The organism is Arthrobacter sp. Leaf69 (assembly GCF_001422645.1).
In the GTDB taxonomy this organism is placed as follows: domain Bacteria; phylum Actinomycetota; class Actinomycetes; order Actinomycetales; family Micrococcaceae; genus Arthrobacter.
The window spans coordinates 816378-841939 of the sequence record NZ_LMLR01000010.1; the positions used below are offsets into that span (position 1 = coordinate 816378).

Here is a 25562-nt window from a genome sequence, read left to right on the forward strand (position 1 = left end):
CCACACATTGACGGAAAGAAGGGCACCGTCGCCGAATCAGCAGACCTGGCGGAGACGGCAGTCATCGGCGAGGGAACGACGATCTGGCACCTAGCGCAGATCCGCGGGGACGCCAGGGTGGGCAGCAACTGCACCATCGGCCGCGGCGCCTACGTGGGCCCGGGTGTCGTCATCGGTGCGAACTGCAAGCTGCAGAACTACGCCCTGGTCTACGAACCGGCCCGCCTCGCGGACGGCGTCTTTGTGGGACCCGCGGCCGTGCTCACGAATGACCTGCACCCCCGGGCGGTCACTCCCGACGGAACGCTGAAGGGCTCCGGGGACTGGGACGCCGTTGGCGTGACCGTCGGCGAGGGCGCCTCCATTGGCGCCCGGGCCGTCTGCGTTGCCCCCGTAGCCATCGGCCGGTGGGCCACCGTGGCCGCCGGGGCGGTTGTTACCAGGGACGTGCCGGACTATGCGGTGGTGGTCGGTGTGCCCGCACGCAATGCGGGGTGGGTGGGCGAGGCCGGGCACCCGCTGAAGCAGGACGACGTCGGGCGTTGGCTTTGTCCTGTCACGGGCCGCCGGTACGTCGAGAGCAACGGTCAACTGGCGCCCGTCGAGGCATACTGAGGGGGAATCATGGAGAAACCGGCCAGCAGCAAGGTGGTCCTGGGTGGAACGCCCGTGGACCTGATGGAATCCGGGCCTGCCCTGGACCTGATTCTGCGGCGAGCCGCCCAGCAAGGACCCCGGCCGCTTGCCGTGGCCTCGGTCAATCTTGACCATCTCAACCATTTCGGTGCGGGAGGCCGCTGGGCAGGAACCCTGCATGCCGATCCGGGCAGCGTCGTGGACTGGGTCCACCTGGTCGACGGCGCCCCGTTGGTCTCCCAGTCGCAGCGCCTGACCGGACGCCGCTGGCCCCGGCTGGCCGGCAGCGACCTGGCGTCCCCGCTGTTGAACCGGGCCGAAGAACTCGGCCTGACGGTCGGCTTCCTGGGCGGCTCGGAGGAAAACCAGCGGCTGCTGGCAGAGAAAATCGCCGCCGAACGCCCGAGGCTCCTGGTGGCGGGGATGTGGTCCCCGGCCCGAAGCGAACTGGCCTCGGCCGCCGACTCTGAACGACTTGCCGGCGAGATTGCAGGCTCCGGCGCCCAGATCCTCTTTGTCGGCCTGGGAAAACCGCGCCAAGAGCTGTGGATCGACCGTTATGCCGCTCAAACAGGAGCCGGCGTCCTGTTGGCATTCGGCGCCGCAGTGGACTTCCTGGCCGGGCGGGTGCAGCGCGCTCCCGAGTGGGTCAGCCGGCGCGGCCTGGAATGGGGTTATCGGCTGGCGCTGGAGCCGAAGCGGCTGGCCGGCCGGTACCTGCTGGACGGGCCGTCCGCGTATCTGAAGCTCAGGACCGGATCGTACACCGTGCCGCCGGACCTGTCGGAGGAACCGGCCCGGCTCGCCCCCGTGCCCTGCACCCCCGGGCGGTTCACCGGACCGGACGGTACGGCGGAGGCCGCCGTCGTGGTCGTCACGTATAACAATGCCGCCGACATTGACGCCCTATTGGAGGGTCTGCGGGCGGAGACGGCCGACCTGGCGGTGCGTGTGCTGCTGGCCGACAACTCATCCCGGGACGGCACCCTCGAACGGGTCCGCGACCGTCACCCGGATGTGATCGCCTTCGCAAGCGGCGGCAACGTGGGGTACGCCGCCGGGATCAACGCCGCCCTGCGGAGAGCCGGCGACGCCGAAACCATCGTGATCCTCAACCCGGACCTCACGGTGGGGCGAGGCTGCCTGAAGGCCATGCTGCACCGCCTGCGCACCTCGAACGCGGGCGCTGTGGTGCCCCGGATCCTGGACGCGCAGGGCACCACCAGCCCCACCCTCCACCGGGAACCGGGCGTCAGCCGCGCCCTTGGCGACGCCTTCCTTGGGCGGAGGTTGCCGGGCCGCCCCGGATGGCTCGCATCGACGGATTTCCACCCGGAAAGCTACGCCCACGCGCACACCGTCGACTGGGCCAGCGGCGCGGCGCTGATGGTCACCCGCCCGCTGGCCGATTCCGTGGCCTGGGACGAATCCTTTTTCCTCTACTCGGAAGAGACAGACTTCTTCCGCCGGCTGCGGATGAGCGGCGGGACAGTCTGGTACGAACCCGCCGCCGTCGTAACCCACGAGGGCGGCGGCTCCGGCGCGTCCGCCCGGCTGAATGCCCTGATGGCGGTGAACCGTATCCGCTACATCCGCAAATACCATTCCCCGGCGTATGCCCGGGCCTTCCACGGGGCCGCCGCGCTCTCTGAACTGCTGCGCTGCTGGAAACCGGAGCGCAGGGGCGTGCTGCGCACCGTGCTCGAGGAGGGAAGCTGGGGTGCACTGCCCGGCCCAAGCAAGGACGCGGCAGCGTCCGACAGCTTCCCGCCGGGCGCGGTAATCATTCCGGCGCACAACGAGGCCGCCGTGATCGCGCGGACGCTCGCCCCGCTGGCCCCGCTGGCCGCAGCACGGCAACTGGAGATCATCGTGGCCTGCAACGGCTGCACCGATGAGACCGCCCGGATCGCCCGCGGCTTCGACGGCGTCACCGTGCTGGAGCTGGAACAGCCATCCAAGGCCGCCGCCCTCAACGCGGGTGACGCCGCCGCCTCACACTGGCCGCGGCTCTACGTCGACGCGGATGTGCAGATCAGTCCGGACGCGGTGCGTGCCGTTCTGGAGGCCCTCATCTCGGGCCAGGTGCTGGCCGCGCGCCCGGCGGCCCGTTTCGAGCTGCAGGACACACACCCGCTGGTCCGCTCGTACTACCTGACCAGGCTCCGCCTTCCGTCGGCCCGCAACGGACTGTGGGGAGGCGGGGTGTATGGACTCTCCCGGGAGGGGCGGCAGCGATTCGGGGAGTTCCCCGACCTGACCTCCGATGACCTGTTCGTGGACCGGCTCTTCGATCCAGGGGAAAAAGCCGTCCTCGACGTGGAGCCCGTTCTCGTGCGCCCGCCCCGGACGCCGAAGGACCAGATCGCGGTGCTGCACCGCGTTTACCGCGGCAACGCCCAGCAAAACGGTCGGCCCGGCTCCCCTCACCGGCGGCACGGAACGGCCGGCCGGACGCTGTCCGAGGTGGCCCGCTCCATTCGGGGGCCGATCTCCGCCGCCCATGCCCTGGTGTACGTGGCGTTTGCCCTGGCGGGCCGCCGGGGGAGCGGGAGTCACGAGGGATGGGAACGCGACAGCAGCACCCGGCAGTCGTCGGCGGCCCGCACCCCGCGCTGACCAAGGCCGGCCCCTCCGGCCGGGCTCTCCGGCGGGCTGCTGGAGCCGGACCGGTCACGCCCGTCAGCGAGCGGAGGCGGCGGGACGGTGTGCGAGGATCTCGGCCAGCTCCGCCAGCCGGTGTGCGCGGGCGGATTCCGCCGGGGTGAACGGCTCCCCGGCACGGCTGAAGGTGATCGGACCGTGCCAGGCGGTCGGGATCCGCAGCACGCTCCCGTCCGCCGGCACCGGCCCTGTGCTGCTTGCTGCGGGCTGACGGCGCGCCGTCGCTGCGTGAGCCACGCTGTCCGAGTCGGGCACGGGTTCGATCCGTGCGCGCAGCAGTTCCGCCACCGCCAGCGGCAGCTCCTCGGGGTTGGCGGCGATCCTGGCCGCGAGGCTCAGCGCCCCGGTCTGCCCGTCGGCCATTGCCAGCGCCGTGGTGGGCCAGACATGCGGGTCGGCTCCGCCGCCGTCGCGCAGGGCTTTGAGCAGTTCCGCTTCGCGCAGTTCGCCGGGAGCAGACAGCACAAACTCGTCCAGCACGCCGCCGTGGACCGGGTGGACATGGATACTGAGGATGTTGGTTTCCAGCCGTGCCAGCGACTGCGTGAGTTTCTGCAGCGAACCGGGCCGGTCCTTCAGCACAGTGCGGGCCCGCCACAGGGCCGGTGCGGCACCGAGCCGGCTGCGGTGCCGCAACGCGGGGGCATGCAGCCAGGTCCGGAGCATCCGCGTCGCGGAGGGTTCCGCCACCCAGATAACCAGAATGGTGGCGGTCAGCGTGAGGACGAGGACCTTGGCTGCATAGGGCAGGTGCGTTCCCACCACGGCCGCATGGACCAGCAGCTCGATGGGCAGCATCACGGCGATATTGGCCAAGGTCAGCCTGGTTTTGGTGGGTTCGGGCATCTGGCCGCAGACTTCGCAGCTCAGCTCGGAGGCCGGTGTTCTGCTGTGATTTGTGCTGCGGGCTGGGGGCTTCATGGGTCCCATGATGTCCGCCCGCTGTTACGGGGCTATTGCCGGCCGGTGACGATTCTGTTCTGCCTAGCGGCTGCGTTCGCCGACGGCCTCGACGGCGCGTTCCCCGGCCCGTTCCTCTGCGGCGTGATCGGCCGTCCGTTCGTGCTCCGCGCCGGCGATCCGGGCCAGCAGGTCACGAATTTCGGCCAGCAGGGCCGTGTCCGCCGGGACCGGTTCCTCCTCCGGCTCCGCAGTGGCGAGGCGCTTCTTGACCATATGGTTGATTCGGTTCATTGGCGCCACGAAGATGAAATAAACGACGGCGGCCGTGATCATGAACGTGACGAACGCCGTGATGACAGCGCCGAAGTCGAGGAAGGTCTTATCGTTCCCCGGCAGGATTGGAAAGCCCAGCCCGCGGGTGTTGACCCCGCCGGCCACCGCAATGATGGGGTTTACGATGTTCGCCGTAAACGCGCTGACCAGGGCTGTGAATGCGGTGCCGACCACCACGGCGATGGACAGTTCGATCACGTTGCCGCGCAGGATGAAGTCCTTGAATCCTTTGAGCATGGGTCCTCCGTGTGCCTTGATGTAACTCGGTGTGCCGTGACCCCGGCGCGGGGGATCAACCGCTAGACGCTATCACTTCCGCGGCCCCGTCCGCCGAGGTGTCTCCTGTCTTGTCCGCCGACTTGTCTCTCAATGTGTGCCGGCTCCACTGAATGGATGGGAATGCCGGGTCCGCGGCCGTCCGGGCGTAAAATCGGGCGAGGATGCCAGCGCCGCCGTCGTAATAATCCGACCGTGAGAAAGGCGCCGCCACCCGTGAAGATGCTTGCGGAGATGTTCACCATGGCTCCCGGCAACAAGGACCACCAAGTGGCCCTTCGTTGCGCCATCGGAGTCTTTATCCCGCTGATCACCCTGGTGTTGCTGGACCGCCTGGACCTGGCGATTTTCGCCTCCTTCGGAGCCTTCGCCGGAATCTACGGCCGCAACGAGCCGCACGCCAGGCGCTCCCGCCTTCAGTTCCGTGCCGGGGCGCTGATGCTGGTGGTAATGCTGCTCGCCGCCTTGACCGCCCGCGCGGCGGTGGCCCTTGGGCTCACAGCGGCGGAGACCATTTGGCTCCAGGTCGTTGCGACCACACTGGTGGCCGGAAGCTGCTCGCTGATCGTCGCCTCGTGGCGGCTCCGCCCTGCCGGCTCGTTGTTCCACATCTTTGCCTTCGCCGCGATCGCGTCCATCCCCAACCAGCCGCCGCTCTGGCAAGGCATGCTCGTGGGCGCGTTGACCGTTGCCTTCGCCCTGCTGCTCGGGATCTCCTCCCGTGTGGTCCCGAGCCGCCGGACGCCGTGGGTGCCGGCCGCCGCGGCAGCCCTGACACCGGCAGAAAAGCGGACGGCCCTGCTCGAAAGCATCGGCTACCTCGTGGCGGCGGGCCTGGCCGGCACCCTGGCAACGCTGCTGGGGGAACGGCTGGGCTTCGGCCACAACTACTGGGCGATGGTGGCCGCCGTAGTGCCGCTGGTGGGCCACACCACCCGTCACCGCGTCAGCCGCGGTCTGCAGAGAATCGTGGGCACCGCTCTCGGGCTGGTGCTGCTCGCGGCGATCCTGCTCCTCCAGCCCGTCCCTTGGCAGACAGTCCTGGTGATCGCCGCCTGCCAGTTCGGCGCGGAGATGTTCATCGCCCGCCAGTATGTCCTGGCGCAGATCTTCGTGACGCCGTTGGCCCTGATCTCGACGCTGCTCGTCGCGCCCGTGCCGCCGGGCATCCTGCTGCGGGACCGGATCTTCGACACTGTCATCGGCGCCGCCGTCGGCATCGCCGTGGTGCTGGCCCCAACGGTGTGGCGGCGACTCCGCACACCCTACTGACGGGCGACACGGGGTCCAAGTGCCCTGTCCCGGCGGTACCCCGCACGGAAGGCTAGTCTGGACACGACTGCGCCGGGCGACTGCGCAGGGCGACTGTGCAAGCCGACTGGGGGTGCTGTGGACGTTGCTGAGGTAACAGCCAAGGACGTGCTGGACGTCCGGGGGCTCGTCAGGCGCTACGGGGACCTGACCGCCGTCGACGGTGTTTCCTTCCACATCCGTGCCGGGGAAACCTATGGGCTGCTGGGGCCCAACGGCGCGGGAAAGACCACCATCATCTCCATGGTCGCCGGCCTGATCCCGGCCAACGAGGGCTCTGTCCGGGTGGCGGGCCGTGACATGACGCCGTCCGAGACGGAGGCCAAGCGGGTCATCGGCCTGGTCCCGCAGGAGCTGGCCATCTACCCGGACCTGACAGCCCGGGAGAACCTGAAGTTCTTCGGCCGGCTGCAGGGACTCACGGGCAAGGACCTCACGCGGCGCACCAACGAGGTGCTGGAACTGATCGGGCTGAGCGACCGTGCGGGCGACCTGACCAAAAAGTACTCCGGGGGCATGAAGCGCCGGCTGAACATTGGCATCGGGCTGCTCCACCGGCCCGCGCTGCTGATCCTGGACGAACCCACCGTCGGAGTGGATCCGCAGTCCCGCAACTCCATCCTCGAGTCCGTGGAACGGCTTTCCGTCGAAGGCATGGCAGTCCTCTACACCACCCACTACATGGAGGAAGCCGAGCGGCTCTGCGACCGGATTGCGATCATCGACGAGGGCCGCTTCCAGGCCGAGGGCACCCGGGACCAGCTAATCACCCTGACCGGCGGGGTGGACCGGATCAACCTCCGCGGCGGCGGCAGCACGGCCCTGGCCGCGGAGGCCCTGCGTGCGCTGCCGGCCGTGCAGCACGTTGACAGCGACGGGTCCGGACTCATGCTCACGGTCAGCGACGGACCCACGGCACTCGCGGGGATCGTGACCGGCGCCGGCGACGCCGGGATGTCCGTCACGTCCGTGGAGATCGTCCGGCCCGACCTTGAGTCCGTCTTCCTGCACCTCACCGGCAAAGCGCTGAGGGACTGAGATGCGTGGGCTGTGGACCATGGTCGCGAATGACCTGCGGCAGCGCATCCGCGACAAGTCCGTCTTTATTTTCTCCCTCATTGTCCCGCTCGCACTCATGGGAGTGCTGAGCCTCGTGTTCGGCGGCCTCGGCGACGACACCGTTGACTTGCAGCCGGTCACCGTCGTCGCCAGCGCGGACGACGCCGACCAGCTGGGTGCCGCACTGCTGGGCGCCGTCGAATCCCTCGAAATCATGGACGTGACCATCAAGCGGGTCCCGGCCCCGGATGTCCGCGGCGAGATGCAGGCCAGCGGCGCCGAGCTCGGCATCATTGTTCCCGAAGGGTTTAGCGACGCCGCGCTGTCCGGGCAGGCCGCGTCGGTGCAACTGCTCGAGGGCAGCGACGCCACGCTCGAATCCGGAGTGCTGATCTCCGTGGTCCAAGGGGTCGTGGACCAGATATCCGCCGGAACGGTGACCGCCGCAGCCGGCGGCATTGCCGGGCTGCCGCACCAGGATCTCGCGGCGCTGGCCGAGCAGGCCGCGGCCGGGCCGGCCCTGCTGACCCTGACCGAAGGACAGGCAGCCGCCGAACAACTCTCCCTCCGCGGCACGCTTGTCGCGGGCCAGGCCGGGCTGTTCCTGATGTTCACCGTCGGATTCGGCGTGTTGGGCCTGCTCGCCGAGCGGGAACAGGGCACGCTGGCCCGGTTGCGGTCGATGCCGGTCACCGCCGTCACGGTGATTACGGCCAAGGCCTGCACCGGCTTTATTTTGGGTGTTGTTGCCACCACCGTCCTGCTGACGGCCGGCTCCCGGCTGTTCGACGTTTCCTTCGGATCTCCGCTGGTGGTGGCAGCCCTGATCCTCTGCGTCGCGACCGCCGCGACGAGCCTCACGTTCGTGGTCGCCCGGCTGGTCCGGACGGCTGAGCAAGCGAACGTGGCACAGGCCATCCTGGCGATGGTGCTGGGGATCGCCGGCGGCGCTTTCTTCCCGGTCGAGGGCACCGGCTTCGCCGCTACGCTGCTGGACCTCAATCCGATCGGCGCGTTTATCCGGGGTTTGGGGATCTCAGCCGGTGGGGGGACTCTCCGCGACGTGACGGGGCCGGTCGCGGTGATGCTGGCTTTCGCCGCGGCCGGGCTCGTCCTTTCGCGCTTCCTGCCGGACCGGGGGGCGCAGGCATGAAGACCATGGCCGCGATCGCTGCGGTGGAACTGCGGCGCTTCCTGCGGGACAAGTCGAACATCTTCTTCGTCTTTGTTTTCCCCCTCATGCTGATCCTGCTGCTCGGTTCGCAGTTCGGTGCCGGCAGCGGCCAGGCCAGGGTGGCCATCTCCGGACCCGGCTCGGCACTGTCCCAGGCCCTGACCGCGGAGCTTGAGGCGTCCGGAGCCGACGTCACGGCGACCGGCGCGGACGCGGCGAGGACGGACCTCAGCCGCGGACGCGCCGACGTCGGGCTGTTCCTCGACGACGCCGATGCGGAGGCTTTCGACGCCGGGCGGCCGGCGGAGCTCGACGTCGTGGTGGCGCCTGAATCCGCGGCGCAGGCCGTGCTGCAGCAGGTCCGCAGCGCCGTGCAGGCGGTGGGCCTGGAGCGGGGCCAGCTCGCCGCCCTGAGCGGCGCCGGCGTTCCCCAAGAGCACGCCGGCACGGCCCTGGACCAGGCCGCCGAGCAGGTGGCGGTGCCGACCGTGGAGATCGTGGACGCGAACGATGTGGAGCAGGAATTCCGGGGGCTGGGCCGGTTCGACCTCGGTGCCTCGCAGCAACTGCTGCTCTTTGTGTTCCTCAGCTCGCTCACCGGCGCGGCGACGCTGATCCAGGCCCGGCGCTATGGTGTGGTGGGCCGGGTCATGTCGGCCCCGGTCTCCAGCGGCCAGGTCGTCGCCGGGCAGGCGATGGGACGGTTCGCCATTGCCTTCGTCCAGGGCGGCTTCATCATGGTGGGCACCGCGCTGCTGTTCGGCGTGGACTGGGGCAATCTGTGGCTGTCCGGCCTGGTCCTGGTGCTCTTCTGCGCGGTCTCGGCAGCCGCCGCGATGATGATCGGATCGGTGATGGACAACGACACCGCCGCAGCGGGGGTTGGCGTGGGCGCCGGACTCGTGCTGGCCGGCCTGGGCGGCTGCATGGTGCCGCCTGAGTTCTTCCCGGAAACCCTCGCCGCGATCTCCCTCGCCACTCCGCACCGCTGGGCTTACGATGCGCTTGCCGACATCCAGCGGCACGAGGTCACCCTTGCGGATATCCTGCCCCAGTTAGGAGTCCTGGCGGGCATGGCTGCGGCGCTTCTCGTGCTGGGCGCCTGGCTCCTGCGGCGAAGCCTCAACCGGGCCCTCTGACCGCCGGAGCGCCGCAGCCTGACGGGCTAGATTTCCGCGGGCGCCGACTCCCCCGCGACCTCAGCAGCTGCAGGCTCGCTGTGCGGGACCCGCTGCGGCACGATGGCCAGTGCGGCCACGGCAATCAGGGCCGCTGCGGCGAAGACGTAGAAACCCCAAGGGTAGGCGATGCCGGCGGCCACCAGGGTGCCGGTGACGGCTGGGCCCAGGATGGCGCCCAGGCGGCCGACGCCCGCGGAGTAGCCCAGGGCGGTGGCCCGCAGCCGGCTGGGGAAGAGCTGGCTCACCCAGGCGTAGACCAGGACCTGTGAGCTGAAGACGAAGACGCCGGTGACGAACACAGCCGCGTTGAGGAGCAGTTCATTCTGCAGCTTGATACTCAGCACGGCAAGGAGAACGGCCGACAGGCCGAACCACAGCAGGACCACCTTTTTGGCACCGTGCCTGTCCGCGAGGACACCGGCGACGAAGAGCCCGACGACAGCGCCCACGTTGAGGACAAGCAGCTGCCCGATGCCGGCAGCGATGGAGTAGCCGGCGGAGGCCATCAGCTGCGGAAGCCACGTGTTCAGGCCGTAGACGAGCAGCAGCCCCATGAAGGACGCGATCCCGATTCCGACTGCGACCACAGGGTAGGGCTTCTTGGCGAGGTCGCGGAAGCTGGCCGCCTGCGCCGGTTCAGCGGCCTGGCGGACCGGCGGCAGGGACTCGGGCAGCTTGAACCACAGGAACGGCAGCAAGGCCAGCCCGGCAGCGCCACCGATGATGAACATCATCCGCCAGTTCGGGATCAGCGCGAGGGCCAGGAGGGCCGTGAGGACAGCGCCGACGTGGTAACCGGTCATGGTCCTGGTGGTGGACCGGCCGGCCGACCCCTCCTTGGTGGCGTAGTCGTTCATGTAGGCCAGCGCCGCGGGCAGGCAAGCGCCGAGGCCCACGCCGGCCAGGAGCCGGAAGATGCTGAACACCAGGACGTTGGGGGCGATCACGATGGCGAGCGTGAAGAGGGAGAACCAGGCAACGCAGGCGATCAGCAGCCGGCGGCGGCCGAACCGGTCCGAGAGTGGGGCGATGAAGAGCGCGCCCAGGCCCACGCCCACCAGGGAAATCGTGGCGGCCAACGTGGCTCCGACGGCGTCGAACCCGAGTTCCTGGGTTTTGATCAGTGTCGGAATGACTGTGCCCAGCACCACCAGGTCGAAACCGTCCAGCACCATGGCCAGCCAGCAGAGCCAGACAGGCCAGCGGGAAGTGCGGTCAGCGGACGTCATTGGCATGGCAACCTCGAAGATAGGGCTCGGCGTCGAGCGGGCACGAAGGCGAAGGATTGAGCGGGCTTCCGGTGCGCGGCAACGGGCATTCGGGCAGCATCCGACCTGAGAGTTGTATCACCGGCGGGTGTAACGTGGGACACCTAAAACCATTCAATGGAATGATGGGCTCCGCCCGGTAAGGAGGACGCATGGCCAACTCGGGCTCTGGAGATTCCGTGGTGGACCGCGTGGTGCGGGTCATTGCAGCTTTTCCGGAAGGCTCCAATGTCCTGCAGCTGACGGAGCTGGCCACCCGGGCCGGGCTGCCCCTGACCACGGCGCACCGGTTGGTCCGGCAGCTTGCCGGGCATGGTCTGCTGGAGCTGGGAGCCGGCGGTTCCGTGCGGCTGGGGCTGCGCCTGTGGGAGCTTGTGAACCGGAATTCACCCACCTTGGAACTCCGGCAGGCGGCCCTGCCGTTTATGGAGGATATCCAGCAGGTGCTCAACCAGAATGTGAACCTGGCCGTGCTGGACGGCAGCGAGGTGCTCTTTGTGGAGCGGCTGTCCCGGCGGGGTTCGGTGGCCAACCGGGCGCAGGTGGCCGGACGCATGCCGGTGCACGTGTCCTCCGCCGGGCTGGTGCTGATGGCCAACCAGCCCAGGCACGTGCAAGCCGAGTATGTCGGAGGCTTCGCGGATCCCACCGGAAGGCTGGCGGTGGACGAGCTGCGCCGCCTGCTGAGCGAAGCGGCCCAACAGGGCTATGCCCAGCTGGCCGGCGTGGTGGACCCGGACACCCGGGGCGTCGCCGTTCCGGTGCGGGACCGGAAGAAGCGCACGGTGGCCGCTATCGGCGTCGTGGTCCCCCTGCATGAGACGCGCCTGCAGGCGCTGGTGCCCGCCCTGCAGACCGCTGCCCGGGGCATCGGACGCCGGCTGGGTGAATCCCAAAGCGTCACCGAATTCCGTTCAACGGAAGTGCCGTAACGCGAGTCCTCGCCCCGGCCCCACACTGTTAGCGAGAAGATCCATCCGGCCCGGACACTGATTCGCGGCCCCGCAACGGAGCGAGGACACCATGGCGAACCGCAACGTCATCACCACCCAGGTCGCGATCATGGGGGCCGGCCCGGCAGGGCTCATGCTGTCCCACCTGCTGGCCAAGGCGGGGATCGAATCCACGGTGATCGAGCTCCGCAGCCGTCAGGAAATCTCGGAAACCGTCCGTGCCGGCATCCTGGAACACGGCTCGGTGAACCTGCTGGTGGACAGCGGAGTCTCGGACCGGGTGCTGCGTGACGGCGACCGGCACGACGGGATCGAACTGCGCTTTGACGGTGAAAGCCACCGAATCGACTTCAAGGAGCTCGTGGGGGAGTCGGTCTGGCTGTACCCGCAGACCGACGTCTTCATTGATCTCGCCGCACGACGCGAGGCCGACGGCGGCGACGTCCGGTACGGCGTCACGGACACCTCCCTCCATGACCTCGAGGGCACGCCGAAGGTCTGGTTCACCGACGCGGAAGGCGTGGAGTACGAACTCCAGGCGGACTTCGTCGCCGGAGCCGACGGTTCCCGCAGCCAGGCCCGTTCCGCGATCCCCGAAAACCGGCGTCACAGGTTTGTCCACGAGTACCCGTTCGCCTGGTTCGGCATCCTCGCCGAGGCGCCGCGCAGCTCCGATGAACTGATCTACGCCAATTCCGCGAACGGCTTCGCCCTGATCAGCCAGCGGACCGAGACCGTCCAGCGGATGTACTTCCAGTGCGACCCGAACGAGGACGTCAACAACTGGAGCGATGACCGGATCTGGGAAACGTTCCGCGGCCGCGTCAACGGCAACGGCTTCGAACTCAAGGAAGGGCCCGTCATCGACAAGACGGTCCTGAAGTTCCGCAGTTCGGTCCTCGCCCCGATGCGGCACGGCAAGCTCTTCCTCGCCGGCGACGCAGCGCACACCGTCCCGCCGACGGGGGCCAAGGGCCTGAACCTTGCGCTGAACGACGTCAAGGTCCTTTTTGAAGGCCTCGACAGTTTTTACCAAACGGGACACACCGGGCTGCTGGATGGATACAGCGACCGTGCCCTGGACAGGGTCTGGAAGACGCAACAGTTCTCGTACTGGATGACGTCCATGCTGCACACCCCGGCCGGCGCGGACGACTTCGCCCGCGCCCGCCAGCTCGGCGAGCTCAACTCGGTGGTGTCATCCCGCCACGGCCGGGCCTACCTCGCCGAGGCGTACACGGGCTGGCCGGGCTCGCGTTAGGACGTCTGCCGAAACTCCTGAAGGAGTTCATATTTCCATCGACACGCTCCGTGGCCAGGACTAGCCTTGAACCGTCCCAGCACAACCCGACAAGGACGACGGAGAGGTGTCCAATCATGGGAACCGCAGAGAATGTTGAACTGGTTCGGCGGGGGTACGAAGCCTTCAACGCCGGGGATATGGCGACCCTCAGCGAGGTGTTCGCGGAGGACGCAGTCTGGCACGCAGCCGGAGGCGGCGTGCTGTCGGGAACTAAACAGGGCCGAGACGCTGTCCTGGCGTATTTCGGCGAATTGGGAGCGCGCAGCCAGGGTTCCTTCCAAGCCGACGTCCAGGACATTGTCGGCGGGGACAAACACACGGTCGCGATCCAGCAGACCCACAGCGAGAGCAACGGCAAGACACTCGACACGGGCACCGTCATTGCGTTTGTGGTCCGCGACGGAAAGATTGCCGAGGGCCGCGAGTACTCCGAAGACACCGCCAAGTGGGACGACTTCTGGGCGTAACGGCCCCGACGGCCGCCTAGTCCTCTTCGAGTGTCTCGGTCAGGTGATGGGTCGGGATCCGGTCCCGGTCATAGGTGATCTCGGTGTACCCGTGGGGGGCGGGCTTGCCGTGCGGATCGAGGTTCACAAAAACAATCTCTTCGATGGTGAGGATGCTTTGCCGGGTGATCATGTTCCGGACCTCGGCGCGCATGGTCAGTGACGTCCGGCCGAAGCGGGTGGCCGTCAGCCCCATCTCGATCAGGTCGCCCTGGACGGCCGAGCTGACGAAGTTGATCTCGGAAATGTACTTGGTGACGGCCCGGCCATTGCCGAGTTGCAGGATCGCGTAGATCGCCGCTTCCTCGTCGATCCACTTCAGCAGGCTTCCGCCGAACAGTGTGCCGTTCGCGTTGAGGTCTTCTGGCCGCACCCACTTGCGGGTGCGGAAGGTGATGTCGGCCGGTTCCATAGTGCGAGATTAGCCGACACGTGCGCGCCGGGTGCTGTGTGACGGGATCCCCCGGGCACCGGGGCCGGCCGTAGACTCTGGGCATGGACGCTCTTTCGGTGGTGGGCGGCGGCATCGCGGGGCTGGCGCTGGCCGCACACCTGGACCCCCGCCGCTTTCAGGTGACGGTCCACGAGCGGCGGGAGGAGCCGCCGTCGGTGGAGACGTCCCTGGCCATGTGGCCGGAAGCCCAGGGTGCACTGCAGAAGGTGGGTGTTCTCCCGGCGATCCGTGCGGCCGCCTCGGATTTTGGCGGCATGGCTCTCCGGGACGGTTCCGGGAACGTCCTGCTCCGGGCCGGTGCGCCGGACGTTATCGGGGTGTCGCGGGCGGACCTGCTCCGGCTGCTGGATGCTGCGGTGCCCGCCTCGGTGCTCAGGGCCTACGGGCCGGTGACGTCACTGCCGGGTCCGGGCCCCGTCGTCGGCGCCGACGGCGTGCACAGCATCGTCCGCCGGAGTGTCTGGGGTGAACGGGCCAAGGCCAGGCTCAGCCCCTATTTGGCGCTGCGCGGCATCATCGATGGGCCGGTTCCGCCGGGCGGCGGCGGTGAGTACTGGGGCCGCGGGCAGTTGTTTGGCGTCACACCCGCATCCCGCGGCCGGACCTACTGGTACGCCTCATACCGCTCGGGGCTGGGCCCCGGAGGGATCGACGTCGGCGAGGCTCTGGCCCTGACCCGAGCGCGCTTCGCCGGCCGCGCTGACGGCATAGACCGGGTCCTGGCGGCTGCGACGCCGGGGGAGACGCTGGCGCAACGGGTCTGGACGGTGCCCTATCCGGGCAGCTACCGGCGGGGAAACGCGGTGCTGGTGGGGGACGCGGCACACGGCATGATGCCGAACCTGGGGCGCGGCGCCTGCGAGGCGCTGATCGATGCTGTCACCCTCGCGGAGCTGCTCAACACCCGCCCGCTCCCGGAGGCCCTGCAGGCGTACAACCGGCGGAGACTGCTGCGCAGCCAGGCATTGCGCGTGGCGTCGACCGCCATGGCCCGGCTGGCACTCGCCGAAAGTGCCCAGCCCCTGCGCGACGGGATGCTGCGGCTCGCCGGCAGGAGGCGGGGCGGCGCTGCCGCCGTCGGGCGCTGACGCTGACCAGTGACGCTGAACCGTGTTGCCGCTCAGGCCATGGCGGTGTGCGCTGCGCTGTGCGAGTCGATGGCCTTCGCGTAGCAATAGGAATGTTCCACCCCGATGTACGGCCCGAAATTCGGCACCGGGGTGAAGCCGGAGTTCTGGTAAAACTGCCGGCCGTCGGCCTGCACCGAGCCCGCCTCCGCCCTGATGGAGGTGATGCCCAGGGAGTGGGCATGCGCCTCCAGGGCCGCGAGGATGGAGCTGGCCACCCCCGAGCCGCGGGTGTACGGCAGTACATAGAGTCTCTTGATCTCGGCCGTGTGCTGGTCCAGGATACGCAGGCCGCCGCAGCCCACGGGCTGCCCGGATGCCTTGTCGTGGGCGACGAGGAACACTGCCGTGTCAGCCTCCGACGGCGGCGGGCCGGGTTCGTGGTCGCTGGTGCCGAAGCGGGCATCGAGTTCGGCCTGCTGGGCCGCCCGGAGGTCCGCCCCCACCGGGTTGGCCCAGGTGACCTGCCGGATGTTGAGCCGCGGGTTGGTCTGCATGGCTGCCTCGCTTCGCCTAAGGGTTATGCAGACTAAGGCTAGGAAGCGCCGGTTACGGCCGTGTTTCCTGTGCGTAAGGTTCCGGAGAATTCGGCTACAGCGTGCGGCCGGTGGGGTCCTCCGCCGTCGGATCCACCAGCGCCAGGCCGCCCACGGGACTGTCGTCCCAGTGGATGAGCCGCCAGCCGGCGTCGGGATCCCCTTCCAGCGCCACGATGCCGGTGTTGGCGAGGACGTGGCGGGCCGCGAAGCCCGCCTCCATGTTGCGGGCCCGCAGGCCCGCCCAGACGCGGATCGCGGCGCCGTGGCTGACCACGGCCACGGTCCCGGCGCCGCCGGATGCCGCGGTGCCGGACGCTGCTGCGGTGGCGATCCGTGCGATCGAGGCGTCGTAGCGTTCGAAGAAATCGTGCCCGCTGGGACCGCCGGGCATCCTGCGGTGCAGTTCCCCGTCCGCCCAGCCAAACACCGTGCCGAGGTAGCGCAGGTGCGACTCCTTGTCGGTGAGCTTCTCCAGGGACCCTGCTTCGATTTCGTGCAGGCCCTCGAGCACCTCGATCTCCAGGCCGCGGACGCTCGAGAGCGGCGCGGCCGTGATCTGGGTACGGATCAGCGTGGAGGCGTAGAGACGGTCGATCTGCTCATTCACCAGCGACCGCGCCAGCGCGGCGGCCTGCCGTTCGCCGAGCTCGGTCAGCCCGGGGCCCGGGTGGGCGGTGTCCAGCTGGCCCAGGACGTTCCCGGGCGTCTGGCCGTGGCGGATGAGCAGGAGCCTCATGCGAGGTGGTCCACCAGCTTGTCCGCGATGCCGGTGTACTTGCCGGGGGTGAGCGCCAGCAGCCGGGCCTCGGCGTCCGCGGACAGGCCCAGGCTCTGGACAAACTCCTGCATCCTGGCGGCATCGACGCGCTGCCCGCGGGTCAGGTCCTTGAGCCGCTCGTACGGGTTTTCCATGCCTTCGACGCCGGCGATGGCTTCGGCGCGCATGACCATCTGGATGGCCTCGCCCAGGACTTCCCAGTTGGTGTCGAGGTCCGCGGCCAGGACGTCCTCCGCGACTTTCAGGCGGTCCAGGCCCTTGGCCACGTTGGAGATGGCGAGCAGCGAGTGGCCGAAGGCCACCCCGATGTTGCGCTGCGAGGAGGAGTCGGTGAGGTCGCGCTGCCACCGGGAGGTGACCAGGGTGGAGCCCAGGACATCCAGGAGCCCGGAGGAGATCTCCAGGTTGGCCTCGGCATTTTCGAAGCGGATCGGGTTGACCTTGTGCGGCATGGTGGAGGAACCGGTGGCACCCGCGACCGGGATCTGCACGAAGTAGCCGATCGAGATGTAGCTCCAGATGTCCGTGCAGACGTTGTGGAGGATCCGGTTGAACCGCGCGACGTCGGCGTACAGCTCCGCCTGCCAGTCGTGGCTTTCGATCTGGGTGGTCAGCGGGTTCCAGCTCAGTCCCAGGCCTTCCACGAAGCTCTGGGCGACGTGCTGCCAGTCGGCGCCGGGAACCGAGGCCACGTGGGCGGCATAGGTGCCGGTGGCGCCGTTGATCTTGCCGAGGTATTCGGTCCGGGCGATGCGGTCCAGCTGGCGGTTCAGGCGGTGCGCGATGACGGCCAGTTCCTTGCCCAGGGTGGTGGGGGTGGCCGGCTGGCCGTGCGTGCGGGAGAGCATCGGCACGGCCCGGTTGGCTTCGGCCATCGCGCTGATCTGCGCGACGAGCTTCCGCGCGGCGGGCAGCCAGACATCCTCCACGGCGCCCTTGATGCCCAAGGCGTAGGAGAGGTTGTTGATGTCCTCGGAGGTGCAGCCGAAGTGGACCAGGGCGGTCAGGTGTTCGATGCCGATGGCGGGCAGCCGGCGGCCGATGTAGTACTCGACGGCCTTGACGTCGTGCACTGTGACGGCTTCGATGTCAGCCAGTTCGGCGACCGATCCGGCGTCGAATTCGGTGACGATCGCGCGCAGTTTCTCCTGCTGCTCCGCGGTCAGGGGCCCGGCGCCGGGCAGCACGCTGTTGCCGGTCAGGTGGATGAGCCATTCAACCTCGACGGCGACCCGGTCACGGTTGAGGGCGGCCTCCGAGAGGTAGTCGACCAACGGCGCGACGGCGGACTGGTACCGGCCGTCCAGCGGACCGAGCGCGATCTGTTGTGAGGACGCGGCGAGGGCCAGGCGTCCGGACGGCGTGCGGGTATCAGCTGTGGCGGCAGTTTCAGGCATGTTCCGATTCTTTCACGAAGTCCCGCCGGGCCTTAAGCGCACCGGTCCATATGACTTCCTGGCCGGGTTTGCCGCATTCGCCACGTGGCTCCCTGCGCCAAGTTGTCCACATGGGTGGGACGGGAACTTCAGCCGGCCCGGCGGGTTGCCTAGCGTCGATGGTATGTCCACGAGCGCCGGCAGAACCGGCAGAACCGGAAGCACAGGAAGCACAGGAAGCACCGGCAGCGCCGCATCAGCGGGGGCCTTATTGGCCTCTGACGCCGCGGCTTGCGCATCGCGCGGCCATGAGGTGCAGCAGCTTGCAGCCCGCACGGCCGCATGCGTGGACCACGTGGACGCAGTGCTGGCCCGGCTCGTCAGCGTGGAACTGCAGAGCTGGCAGTCCCCGGCAGGCCGGGCCTACCGGACGTCGCTGTCCCTGCAGGCCGCGTCCCTGCGCCGCAGCCGGACGGCCCTGCAGGAGGCCGTCGCCGCCGTCCTGCGGCATGCCCGGAACGTGATGTTGCCCCCGGGGCGTCCGGGCTGATGGCCGAGTCCTCGCCGGCGGGCTCCGGGCGAGCACCCGTGCCGGTTGCGCCGGAGGACGGGGCGCTCCGGATCCGTGGCGGAGTGGGCGGACTCAGTTTCCAGTTCGAGGAGCTGCTGTCCGGCGCCGCGGCCCTGGACGGGATCGTCCGGGAGCTGGCGGCCGTGGAAGCGGAGGCCGACGGGGTGCGTCGTGCTCTGTTCCCTTACCAGTCTGATGCGTATTCCAGCGGCAGCCATGCGATTGTCGCCGTCGGGGAAGGAGCCAGGGCCCTCCGACGCGTCCGGACAGAGCTGGAAGGTCTCGCCAGCGAAGTCCGCGCCAGCCATCGGGAGTACGAGTTCACGGAGGCCCGGAATGCCCTGCTTCTGCGGATTGGCCGGACCGGCCCGGCGTACGGGCCCTTGTGGGGACTGTTCGGCCTGCCTCCGGTCACGGTGCGCGACACGGTGGAGGACGCAGTCGCGCTGGCGCCCGCGAGGCTGGCGCTGTTGCTTGGCCTGCCTGCCGGTTTGGCCGTGTTGGCGGGACCGGAGGGCGGAGTGCGGGCCGCGATCCGTGGATTGTCGGACGCGCCGGGACTGGATTTTCTCCGTCCCCGGCCGGTCCGGATCGCCGGCAGGGAAACCCGGACGGAGGAGGTCGACGTCTCACCCTCCGGGTTGCTGCTACGGGCGGAGGCCGTCGGCCGGAACAGCGGGGAGATCGAGGTCCTACGGCTGGGGGAGCCCGGCAGCCGAGCGTGGGCGGTCATCATTCCCGGCACGCAGCTGGACGGACTGCCGCAGGGCACCAACCCTTTCGACGCCGGCGGCATCACCGAAGGGCTCGGCTACGACTCGGCGGAGACCGCCGCTGCCATCCGCCGGGCCCTGACGGACGCCGGCGCCGAGGCGGGCGACCAGGTGGCCGCCGTCGGCTACAGCCAGGGCGGCATCCATGCCATGAACCTCGGCCGGGACAAAGCGTTCCTGTCCGATTACGAGCTGAAGTTCGTGCTCACGGCGGGTTCCCCGGTGGGCGGGATCGAGCCTGCGGGCGGCATCAGCAGCCTGCACCTGGAGCATGAAGCGGACTGGGTGCCCGGAGCGGACGGGCTGCCCAACCCGGACACCAAGGACCGCGTGACCGTGACTTTGACCGGTCCCATCCCAGGCCCTGAATGGCTGGAGCCGGGGTTGGGACCGGGCCATGCCATGGAACGCTACGCCGCCGGGGCCCGTGACATTGCCGCCAGCCAGGATCCATCACTGCAGGCTTCCACCGCGACGCTTGCGGCCGTGGTCGGTGCGGGCGGCACTGCCACAGTGACGCGCTTCTCGCTCCGCCGCGAAGCGATGCCGGCACACCGTGGGGCTCCCGTGGCTCCGGGTGCTCCCGTGGCTCCGGGGCCGCGGCGGAGTCCGGGAGAAAAGCCCGCAGACCGCCCGCAGCAGCCGGCGGCCTAGCCGGATTGAACGCAGCCAGGGGGGAATGTGGCCTGGTTCCTTCCAGTGCGCCTACCGGTCGAGTGCGGGCAGAAAACTGGCTACGAGGGAAATGGCGCTAATGATGAGGGCAGCGAACACCGCGGTCCAGAAAAAGGTGTCAATGGTGAAATGCACGGTGGTGTAGCTGCTGATCCAGGAGGTCAGGTAGAGCATTCCCGCGTTGATGACAACCGTGAAGAGGCCCAGGGTAAGGATGGTGATCGGCAGCGACAACAGGCTGACGATGGGCTTGACGAAGGCATTGACGAGGCCGAAGATCAGGCCGATAAACAAGTAGCCCAGAACAATCGCGACAATACCGTTGCCCTGGGTGGTGATATCGAGGCCGGTGAGAATCCAGCAGGCGATTGCCAGGGCCAGCCCGTTGATGATGACCCGCACGATGAATGAGCTCATGGGGCCATGCTGTCATATCCCCGCCGGCGGCGGCAGGGACCATATCCCCCTCTTTCCACTGTTGAGGCAGACGATTGCGGCGGGGACCCGAAGTAGGCTGGTTGGCATGACTTCATCAGAGAACACGGCCGGGGGCATCCGGCCCCGCCCGGTGGTAGACCTTCTTCCCCGCTACGCGGCAGGCAAACCGCCGGTCCCCGTCGAGGGCCTGGTCAGCTACAAGCTTTCCTCCAACGAAAACCCGCTCCCCCCGATCCCTGCAGTGCAGCAGGCCATCGCGGCGCAGACCGACTTCAACCGCTATCCGGATCCGCTGAGCAGCAAGCTGCGCGGATCATTGGCCCGGTTCCTGGACGTTCCGGCCGAGGACATCGTCACCGGCGCCGGGAGCCTGGGTGCACTCAACCAGCTGCTGGCCACCTTCGCGGGGCAGAACGACGACGGCAAGCCCGACGAAGTGATCTACGCCTGGCGCTCTTTCGAGGCCTACCCGATCTGCGTCGGGCTGGCCGGCGCCGAGAGCGTCCGGGTCCCGCTGACCGGCGACGGCCGCCACGACCTCGACGCCATGGCCGAAGCGGTGACCGCACGCACCCGCATGATCCTGCTCTGCACCCCCAACAACCCCACCGGCCCGATCCTCACCACCGAGGAGACCGAGCGCTTCATCAAGCGGGTTCCCGCCGACGTCGTGGTTGTCATCGACGAGGCCTACCAGGAGTTCGTCCGCGACGAGCACGCCGTCGACGGCATCGAAATGTACCGGAAATACCCCAATGTCGTCGTCCTGCGGACCTTCTCGAAGGCCCACGGCCTTGCCGGGCTGCGGGTCGGCTACAGCGTCTCCCAGCCCGATCTCACCCAGCACTTGCGCGTCGCCGCCACGCCGTTCGCGGTGTCCCAGATCGCCGAATCCGCGGCCGTGACGTCCCTGGAGCATTTCGATGAGGTTGTAGAAAGGGTACAAAGCCTGGTGGACGAACGGGACCGCGTCACCGCCGGACTGCGAGACCTGGGCTGGTTCGTGCCCGAGGCCCAGGGCAACTTCGTGTGGCTCAATCTGGGTGCCGACAGTGTGGAGTTCGCCGCTCTGGCGGGAGAGCGGGCACTCTCCGTGCGCGCCTTCGCCAACGAGGGTGTCCGGGTCAGCATCGGCGAGACCGAGGCCAACACCCGTTTCCTGGAACTCTGTGCGATCTATACAAAACCGCCGCGGCGTTCCTAGCGCTTAACATGACGGCCGCAGCCGGTCGGCTGCGGCTAAAGTAGGGACGAGTAAGCCAAAATATATGCCGGATCGGGAATGTATAACCGGTCCGGCATATATCCCAGCGATTGTGGCGCATTTGGATGCGGCAAGCAAGGAGACGGTATGGGCGCCACACATCTGCCCTCTACCGAGTTCGACGGAACCGATATTGAGGACCGGCTCGAGGCGGAGGCCGAAGCCCGCCTGGGCGATCCTGCCGAGCCGATGGTGCAGCTTCTCGCTCCCGACGGCACCCTGGGCTCCGATCCCGTCTTCTCGGAATACGCCGAACGGCTCAACCCCGAGGACCTGCGCGGATTCTATGCCGACATGGCGAAAATCCGCCGCTTCGACGTGGAGGCCACCGCCCTGCAGCGGCAGGGCCAGCTGGCCTTGTGGGTTCCGCTCACCGGGCAGGAAGCCGCCCAGATCGGCTCCGGCCGGGCCAGCCAGCCGCAGGACTACATCTTTCCCACCTACCGCGAGCACGGCGTCGCCCTGACCCGCAACGTGGACCTCGCCGAGTTGCTGCGCCAGTTCCGCGGGGTCTCCAATGGCGGCTGGAACCCCAAGGACACCAACTTCCACCTCTACACCCTGGTCCTCGCGGCCCAGACACCGCACGCCGTGGGCTACGCGATGGGCATCCAGCGCGACCAGAAGTTCGCGGCGTCCGCCGCACTCGCGGACGGAACTCCCGGCCAGGCGGCCGAGCCCAAGGCCGCCGTTATGGTCTACTTCGGCGACGGAGCCAGTTCCGAAGGCGACGTCCATGAGTCCATGGTGTTCGCCTCCTCCTACAAGGCCCCCGTGGTGTTCTTCTGCCAGAACAACCACTGGGCGATCTCCGTCCCCAGCTCCGTGCAGACCCGGGTCCCGCTGGCCAACCGGGCCAAGGGCTACGGCTTCCCGGGCATCAGGGTGGACGGAAACGATGTCATCGCTGTCCATGCCGTCACGGAGTGGGCCCTGGAGCGTGCCCGCCAGGGCGAGGGCCCCGTACTGATCGAGGCCTTCACCTACCGCGTCGGCGCGCACACCACTGCCGATGACCCCACCAAATACCGGGAATCCGCCGAGGAAGGCCGGTGGCGGGCCAAGGATCCGCTGGAGCGCCTGGAGAAGTACCTCCGCGCCCAGGGTCTGGCCGACGACGACTTCTTCGAGCAGGTCAGGGCAGACGGGGACGAACTCGCCGCCTACGTGCGCAAGACCACCCACGATCTCGAAACTCCGGACATCCGGACCGCCTTCGCCAACACCTATGTGGAAGCCCACCCGCTGGTGGCCGAAGAGCTGGCGTGGTTCGAGGAGTACAGCGCAGGATTTGTGGACGAGGCGGAACCTGCAGACACGGAGGCGGCCAACTGATGACCACCATGACCATTGCCAAGGCCATCAACGAAGGCCTCCGCGCCACGCTCACCAACAACCCCCGCGCCCTCCTGATGGGCGAGGACATCGGCCCCCTGGGCGGTGTCTACCGCGTCACCGACGGCCTCATCGCGGAATTCGGCGCCGACCGCGTCGTGGATACCCCGCTGGCGGAGTCCGGCATCATCGGCACCGCCATCGGGCTGTCCCTGCGGGGCTACCTGCCCGTCTGTGAAATCCAGTTCGACGGCTTTGTGTTCCCGGGCTTCAACCAGATCACCACCCAGCTGGCCAAGATGCACTCCCGCAGCAACGGCAACCTCACTGTGCCGGTGGTCATCCGGATCCCGTACGGCGGCGGCATCGGCTCGATCGAGCACCACTCGGAGTCCCCGGAAGCACTGTTCGCCCACACAGCCGGACTGCGCATCATCACCCCGTCCAACCCGCACGATGCCTACTGGATGATCCAGCAGGCCGTCGACTGCCAGGACCCCGTGATCGTCTTCGAACCGAAGCGCCGGTACTGGCTCAAGGGCGACGTTGACACCGAAACCCCCGGAACCTCCGCAGACCCGTTCAAGGCCCACGTGCTCCGCGAGGGCACTGACGCCACCGTGGTGGTCTACGGCCCGCTGGTGCCGGTGGCCCTGGCCGCGGCCAACGCCGCGGCCGAGGACGGCCACAGCGTCGAGGTGATCGACCTGCGTTCCATCTCGCCCATCGACTTCGACACCGTCACGAAATCCGTCAAGAAGACGGGTCGGCTGATCGTGGCCCACGAGGCCCCGACCTTCGGCGGGATCGGCGGCGAAATCGCGGCCCGGATCAGCGAGCGTGCCTTCCACTCACTGGAGGCCCCCGTCATCCGCGTGGGCGGTTTCCACATGCCCTACCCGGTGGCGAAGGTGGAGGAAGACTACCTGCCGGACATCGACCGCATTCTTGAGGCACTCGACCGTGCGTTGTCATATTGATTACGCCTATTCCTACTGACTGCGCCCTTTCCTACTGACCGCTTCCCGCTGAGGCGCCTTTCCCCAACAAGGACAACATGACTCTCCACAAGTTCAACCTCCCCGACGTGGGCGAAGGGCTGACCGAGGCCGAGATCGTCGCCTGGAAGGTCAAACCCGGCGACACCGTGGCCATCAACGATGTCCTGTGCGAAATCGAGACCGCGAAGTCCCTCGTGGAACTGCCGTCACCGTTCGCCGGCACAGTCACCGAGCTGCTTGTGCCCGAGGGCCTGACGGTCGACGTCGGGACCGCGATTATCAGCGTCAGCGACGCCGCCCCCGCCGCGGACGCCGCCGTGGAGCCTGCCCCCGCCGCGCCGGCTCCTGATGTTCCGCTGTACGGGAAGCTGGAGCCGGACACGTCCGACGCCGGTGCCTCGGCCGGGCGACCGGCCGGCGGCCCCTTGGTGGGCTCCGGTCCGAAAGCCGACGCCGTCAAGCGCCGCCGCCGGGTCGCCGGTCCGGCTGCGAGCCCTGCTGTGTCGGCCGCCACCGCGGAGGCGGCCCCGCTCGCGGAGCAGGTGGGGGTCGAGGCGCACGACATCTGGATCAGCCCGGAGGCGGTCGCACATACGGAGCGCCCGGCCGCCACCGGTCCCGCCGAAGCCATTGACCAGCGTCCCACGCTCGGCGGCGCCATCAGCGGACTCGTCAACAGGGTCCTGGCCAAGCCTCCCGTGCGTAAGATCGCCCGCGACCTCGGCATCGACCTCTCCGACGTCATCCCCACCGGCGCCCGCGGGGAGGTGACGCGCGAGGACCTGGTCAGCTACCAGGCCCAGCGCGACGCGGAAGTGGACAAGGCCGACACCTTCTGGGGCAAGACCGGCCGCCCGCAGGAACAGCGCATAGAGCGGATCCCGGTCAAGGGTGTCCGCAAGGCCACCGCGCGGGCCATGGTCGAGTCGGCCTTCGCCGCCCCGCACGTGAGCATCTTCGTCGACGTCGATGCCAGCCGGACTATGGAGTTCGTCAAGCGGCTCAAGGCCTCCCGCGATTTCGAAGGCATCAAAGTTTCCCCGCTGCTGATCCTGGCCAAGGCCGTCATCTGGGCCGCAGCCCGCAACCCCAGCGTCAACGCGACCTGGGTGGACAACCCGGACGGCAGCGACTCCGCCGAGATCCACGTCAAGCACTTCATGAACCTCGGGATCGCCGCCGCAACGCCCCGCGGGCTGATGGTCCCGAACATCAAGAACGCCCAGGATCTCTCGCTCAAGGAGCTGGCCCTGGCATTGAACGACCTCGCGACGACCGCCCGCGCGGGCAAAACCCAGCCGGCCCAGATGCAGGGCGGCACCCTGACCGTCACCAACATCGGCGCCCTCGGGATCGACACCGGCACGCCGATCATCAACCCCGGCGAGGTCGCCATCGTGGCCTTCGGCACCATCAAGCAGAAACCCTGGGTCCTTGATGGAGAGGTGATTCCGCGCTGGATCACCACTCTCGGCGGCTCCTTCGACCACCGGGTGGTGGACGGCGACCTCTCCGCACGGTTCATGGCCGACGTCGCCGCGATCCTGGAAGAGCCCGCGCTGCTGCTCGACTGAGCGGGCGGCCGCGGGACCCCCGCCCAGCCCGGGCCATTGATATGCAATACGTCCCAATAGCTTCAAAATAGGTATTTCACCTTACTAATA

At 68.4% G+C, this 25562-nt stretch carries 24 protein-coding genes; 16 read left to right on the forward strand and 8 right to left on the reverse strand.

The features are described from left to right. Positions 1–6 precede the first annotated feature (6 nt). Both ASE96_RS19550 and ASE96_RS18810 read left to right on the forward strand, forming a co-directional pair. Entirely contained in the window at positions 7–615 is a 609-nt protein-coding gene (locus tag ASE96_RS19550; RefSeq protein WP_056429312.1) for an acyltransferase, read from the forward strand. 9 nt (positions 616–624) lie between these two features. Beyond that, on the forward strand, positions 625–3255 hold the full coding sequence (locus tag ASE96_RS18810) for a WecB/TagA/CpsF family glycosyltransferase (protein WP_082492649.1): 2631 nt from the start codon (positions 625–627) through the stop codon (positions 3253–3255). 63 nt (positions 3256–3318) lie between these two features. Here ASE96_RS18810 and ASE96_RS09085 read toward each other — a convergent pair whose 3' ends face one another. Together ASE96_RS09085 and mscL are read right to left on the reverse strand one after the other, a co-directional pair. Then, the gene (locus ASE96_RS09085; protein ID WP_056428980.1) at positions 3319–4221 is read right to left on the reverse strand and encodes an amino acid-binding protein; all 903 of its coding nucleotides are present in this window, start codon (positions 4219–4221) and stop codon (positions 3319–3321) included. A 63-nt stretch (positions 4222–4284) separates the two neighbouring features. Beyond that, entirely contained in the window at positions 4285–4773 is a 489-nt protein-coding gene (mscL, locus tag ASE96_RS09090; protein WP_056428982.1) for a large conductance mechanosensitive channel protein MscL, read from the reverse strand. Positions 4774–5028: 255 nt separating this feature from the next. Between mscL and ASE96_RS09095 the strand changes: the two genes are divergently transcribed. The 4 genes from ASE96_RS09095 (at position 5029) to ASE96_RS09110 (ending at position 9495) form a co-directional block, all read left to right on the forward strand. Continuing rightward, positions 5029–6084, forward strand: a complete 1056-nt coding sequence (locus ASE96_RS09095) for an FUSC family protein (RefSeq protein ID WP_056428983.1) — start codon at positions 5029–5031, stop codon at positions 6082–6084. Between the two features lie 117 nt (positions 6085–6201). Beyond that, positions 6202–7161, forward strand: a complete 960-nt coding sequence (locus ASE96_RS09100) for an ABC transporter ATP-binding protein (RefSeq protein WP_056428986.1) — start codon at positions 6202–6204, stop codon at positions 7159–7161. A gap of 19 nt (positions 7162–7180) precedes the next feature. Beyond that, positions 7181–8335 carry an ABC transporter permease gene (locus ASE96_RS09105; RefSeq protein ID WP_056429315.1) on the forward strand — a complete coding sequence of 385 codons (1155 nt, stop codon included), beginning with the start codon at positions 7181–7183 and terminating at the stop codon, positions 8333–8335. Next, positions 8332–9495 carry an ABC transporter permease gene (locus tag ASE96_RS09110; RefSeq protein WP_056428987.1) on the forward strand — a complete coding sequence of 388 codons (1164 nt, stop codon included), beginning with the start codon at positions 8332–8334 and terminating at the stop codon, positions 9493–9495. Before ASE96_RS09105 ends, ASE96_RS09110 begins: the two co-directional genes overlap by 4 nt. A gap of 26 nt (positions 9496–9521) precedes the next feature. On the opposite strand, the gene ASE96_RS09115 is transcribed toward ASE96_RS09110, so the two are convergent. Then, on the reverse strand, positions 9522–10766 hold the full coding sequence (locus tag ASE96_RS09115; protein ID WP_156367530.1) for an MFS transporter: 1245 nt from the start codon (positions 10764–10766) through the stop codon (positions 9522–9524). A gap of 191 nt (positions 10767–10957) precedes the next feature. On the opposite strand from ASE96_RS09115, the gene ASE96_RS09120 reads away from it, so the two are divergent. The 3 genes from ASE96_RS09120 (at position 10958) to ASE96_RS09130 (ending at position 13528) form a co-directional block, all read left to right on the forward strand. After that, positions 10958–11737, forward strand: a complete 780-nt coding sequence (locus tag ASE96_RS09120) for an IclR family transcriptional regulator (protein ID WP_056428991.1) — start codon at positions 10958–10960, stop codon at positions 11735–11737. A gap of 91 nt (positions 11738–11828) precedes the next feature. Next, on the forward strand, positions 11829–13019 hold the full coding sequence (locus tag ASE96_RS09125; protein WP_056428994.1) for a 4-hydroxybenzoate 3-monooxygenase: 1191 nt from the start codon (positions 11829–11831) through the stop codon (positions 13017–13019). 116 nt (positions 13020–13135) lie between these two features. Further along, positions 13136–13528 carry a nuclear transport factor 2 family protein gene (locus ASE96_RS09130; protein ID WP_056428997.1) on the forward strand — a complete coding sequence of 131 codons (393 nt, stop codon included), beginning with the start codon at positions 13136–13138 and terminating at the stop codon, positions 13526–13528. A gap of 16 nt (positions 13529–13544) precedes the next feature. On the opposite strand, the gene ASE96_RS09135 is transcribed toward ASE96_RS09130, so the two are convergent. Then, entirely contained in the window at positions 13545–13979 is a 435-nt protein-coding gene (locus tag ASE96_RS09135; protein ID WP_082492650.1) for an acyl-CoA thioesterase, read from the reverse strand. Between the two features lie 83 nt (positions 13980–14062). Here ASE96_RS09135 and ASE96_RS09140 point away from each other — a divergent pair, with 83 nt between their 5' ends. Then, a complete protein-coding gene (locus tag ASE96_RS09140; protein ID WP_200913014.1) occupies positions 14063–15109 on the forward strand; it encodes an FAD-dependent monooxygenase in 1047 nt (348 codons plus the stop codon). A 32-nt stretch (positions 15110–15141) separates the two neighbouring features. Here ASE96_RS09140 and ASE96_RS09145 read toward each other — a convergent pair whose 3' ends face one another. The 3 genes from ASE96_RS09145 to purB all read right to left on the reverse strand — a co-directional run bounded on the left by ASE96_RS09145 (position 15142) and on the right by purB (position 17862). Beyond that, positions 15142–15645 (reverse strand): GNAT family N-acetyltransferase, encoded by a 504-nt coding sequence (locus ASE96_RS09145; protein WP_056429003.1) that lies wholly within the window; start codon positions 15643–15645, stop codon positions 15142–15144. 94 nt (positions 15646–15739) lie between these two features. Next, the gene (locus tag ASE96_RS09150; RefSeq protein ID WP_056429006.1) at positions 15740–16423 is read right to left on the reverse strand and encodes a histidine phosphatase family protein; all 684 of its coding nucleotides are present in this window, start codon (positions 16421–16423) and stop codon (positions 15740–15742) included. Next, positions 16420–17862 carry an adenylosuccinate lyase gene (gene purB / locus ASE96_RS09155; protein ID WP_056429008.1) on the reverse strand — a complete coding sequence of 481 codons (1443 nt, stop codon included), beginning with the start codon at positions 17860–17862 and terminating at the stop codon, positions 16420–16422. The genes ASE96_RS09150 and purB overlap by 4 nt, the downstream gene beginning before the upstream one ends. 292 nt (positions 17863–18154) lie before the next feature. Here purB and ASE96_RS09160 point away from each other — a divergent pair, with 292 nt between their 5' ends. Both ASE96_RS09160 and ASE96_RS09165 read left to right on the forward strand, forming a co-directional pair. Continuing rightward, the gene (locus ASE96_RS09160) at positions 18155–18391 is read left to right on the forward strand and encodes a hypothetical protein (protein WP_235500179.1); all 237 of its coding nucleotides are present in this window, start codon (positions 18155–18157) and stop codon (positions 18389–18391) included. Positions 18392–18429: 38 nt separating this feature from the next. After that, positions 18430–19839 (forward strand): PE-PPE domain-containing protein, encoded by a 1410-nt coding sequence (locus ASE96_RS09165; protein WP_235500180.1) that lies wholly within the window; start codon positions 18430–18432, stop codon positions 19837–19839. A gap of 51 nt (positions 19840–19890) precedes the next feature. On the opposite strand, the gene ASE96_RS09170 is transcribed toward ASE96_RS09165, so the two are convergent. Continuing rightward, entirely contained in the window at positions 19891–20277 is a 387-nt protein-coding gene (locus ASE96_RS09170; RefSeq protein WP_056429016.1) for a phage holin family protein, read from the reverse strand. A gap of 106 nt (positions 20278–20383) precedes the next feature. On the opposite strand from ASE96_RS09170, the gene ASE96_RS09175 reads away from it, so the two are divergent. From ASE96_RS09175 to ASE96_RS09190, 4 genes are all read left to right on the forward strand, one after another. Beyond that, a complete protein-coding gene (locus tag ASE96_RS09175; RefSeq protein ID WP_200913015.1) occupies positions 20384–21502 on the forward strand; it encodes a histidinol-phosphate transaminase in 1119 nt (372 codons plus the stop codon). A 147-nt stretch (positions 21503–21649) separates the two neighbouring features. After that, positions 21650–22897, forward strand: coding sequence for a pyruvate dehydrogenase (acetyl-transferring) E1 component subunit alpha (gene pdhA, locus ASE96_RS09180; RefSeq protein ID WP_056429019.1), 1248 nt, complete (start codon positions 21650–21652; stop codon positions 22895–22897). Further along, positions 22897–23877, forward strand: coding sequence for an alpha-ketoacid dehydrogenase subunit beta (locus ASE96_RS09185; RefSeq protein WP_056429021.1), 981 nt, complete (start codon positions 22897–22899; stop codon positions 23875–23877). Before pdhA ends, ASE96_RS09185 begins: the two co-directional genes overlap by 1 nt. A gap of 77 nt (positions 23878–23954) precedes the next feature. Continuing rightward, a complete protein-coding gene (locus ASE96_RS09190; protein ID WP_056429024.1) occupies positions 23955–25472 on the forward strand; it encodes a dihydrolipoamide acetyltransferase family protein in 1518 nt (505 codons plus the stop codon). The last annotated feature ends 90 nt before the right edge of the window (positions 25473–25562 follow it).

Excerpts from the sequence above, each read along its gene's own strand:
- ASE96_RS18810 (WP_082492649.1), top strand. The coding sequence starts at position 625 with ATGGAGAAACCGGCCAGCAGCAAGGTGGTCCTGGGTGGAACGCCCGTG.
- ASE96_RS09085 (WP_056428980.1), bottom strand. The coding sequence starts at position 4,221 with ATGAAGCCCCCAGCCCGCAGCACAAATCACAGCAGAACACCGGCCTCC.
- mscL (WP_056428982.1), bottom strand. The coding sequence starts at position 4,773 with ATGCTCAAAGGATTCAAGGACTTCATCCTGCGCGGCAACGTGATCGAA.
- ASE96_RS09105 (WP_056429315.1), top strand. The coding sequence starts at position 7,181 with ATGGTCGCGAATGACCTGCGGCAGCGCATCCGCGACAAGTCCGTCTTT.
- ASE96_RS09110 (WP_056428987.1), top strand. The coding sequence starts at position 8,332 with ATGAAGACCATGGCCGCGATCGCTGCGGTGGAACTGCGGCGCTTCCTG.
- ASE96_RS09115 (WP_156367530.1), bottom strand. The coding sequence starts at position 10,766 with ATGACGTCCGCTGACCGCACTTCCCGCTGGCCTGTCTGGCTCTGCTGG.
- ASE96_RS09120 (WP_056428991.1), top strand. The coding sequence starts at position 10,958 with ATGGCCAACTCGGGCTCTGGAGATTCCGTGGTGGACCGCGTGGTGCGG.
- ASE96_RS09125 (WP_056428994.1), top strand. The coding sequence starts at position 11,829 with ATGGCGAACCGCAACGTCATCACCACCCAGGTCGCGATCATGGGGGCC.
- ASE96_RS09130 (WP_056428997.1), top strand. The coding sequence starts at position 13,136 with ATGGGAACCGCAGAGAATGTTGAACTGGTTCGGCGGGGGTACGAAGCC.
- ASE96_RS09135 (WP_082492650.1), bottom strand. The coding sequence starts at position 13,979 with ATGGAACCGGCCGACATCACCTTCCGCACCCGCAAGTGGGTGCGGCCA.
- ASE96_RS09140 (WP_200913014.1), top strand. The coding sequence starts at position 14,063 with ATGGACGCTCTTTCGGTGGTGGGCGGCGGCATCGCGGGGCTGGCGCTG.
- ASE96_RS09145 (WP_056429003.1), bottom strand. The coding sequence starts at position 15,645 with ATGCAGACCAACCCGCGGCTCAACATCCGGCAGGTCACCTGGGCCAAC.
- ASE96_RS09150 (WP_056429006.1), bottom strand. The coding sequence starts at position 16,423 with ATGAGGCTCCTGCTCATCCGCCACGGCCAGACGCCCGGGAACGTCCTG.
- purB (WP_056429008.1), bottom strand. The coding sequence starts at position 17,862 with ATGCCTGAAACTGCCGCCACAGCTGATACCCGCACGCCGTCCGGACGC.
- ASE96_RS09170 (WP_056429016.1), bottom strand. The coding sequence starts at position 20,277 with ATGAGCTCATTCATCGTGCGGGTCATCATCAACGGGCTGGCCCTGGCA.
- ASE96_RS09175 (WP_200913015.1), top strand. The coding sequence starts at position 20,384 with ATGACTTCATCAGAGAACACGGCCGGGGGCATCCGGCCCCGCCCGGTG.
- pdhA (WP_056429019.1), top strand. The coding sequence starts at position 21,650 with ATGGGCGCCACACATCTGCCCTCTACCGAGTTCGACGGAACCGATATT.
- ASE96_RS09185 (WP_056429021.1), top strand. The coding sequence starts at position 22,897 with ATGACCACCATGACCATTGCCAAGGCCATCAACGAAGGCCTCCGCGCC.
- ASE96_RS09190 (WP_056429024.1), top strand. The coding sequence starts at position 23,955 with ATGACTCTCCACAAGTTCAACCTCCCCGACGTGGGCGAAGGGCTGACC.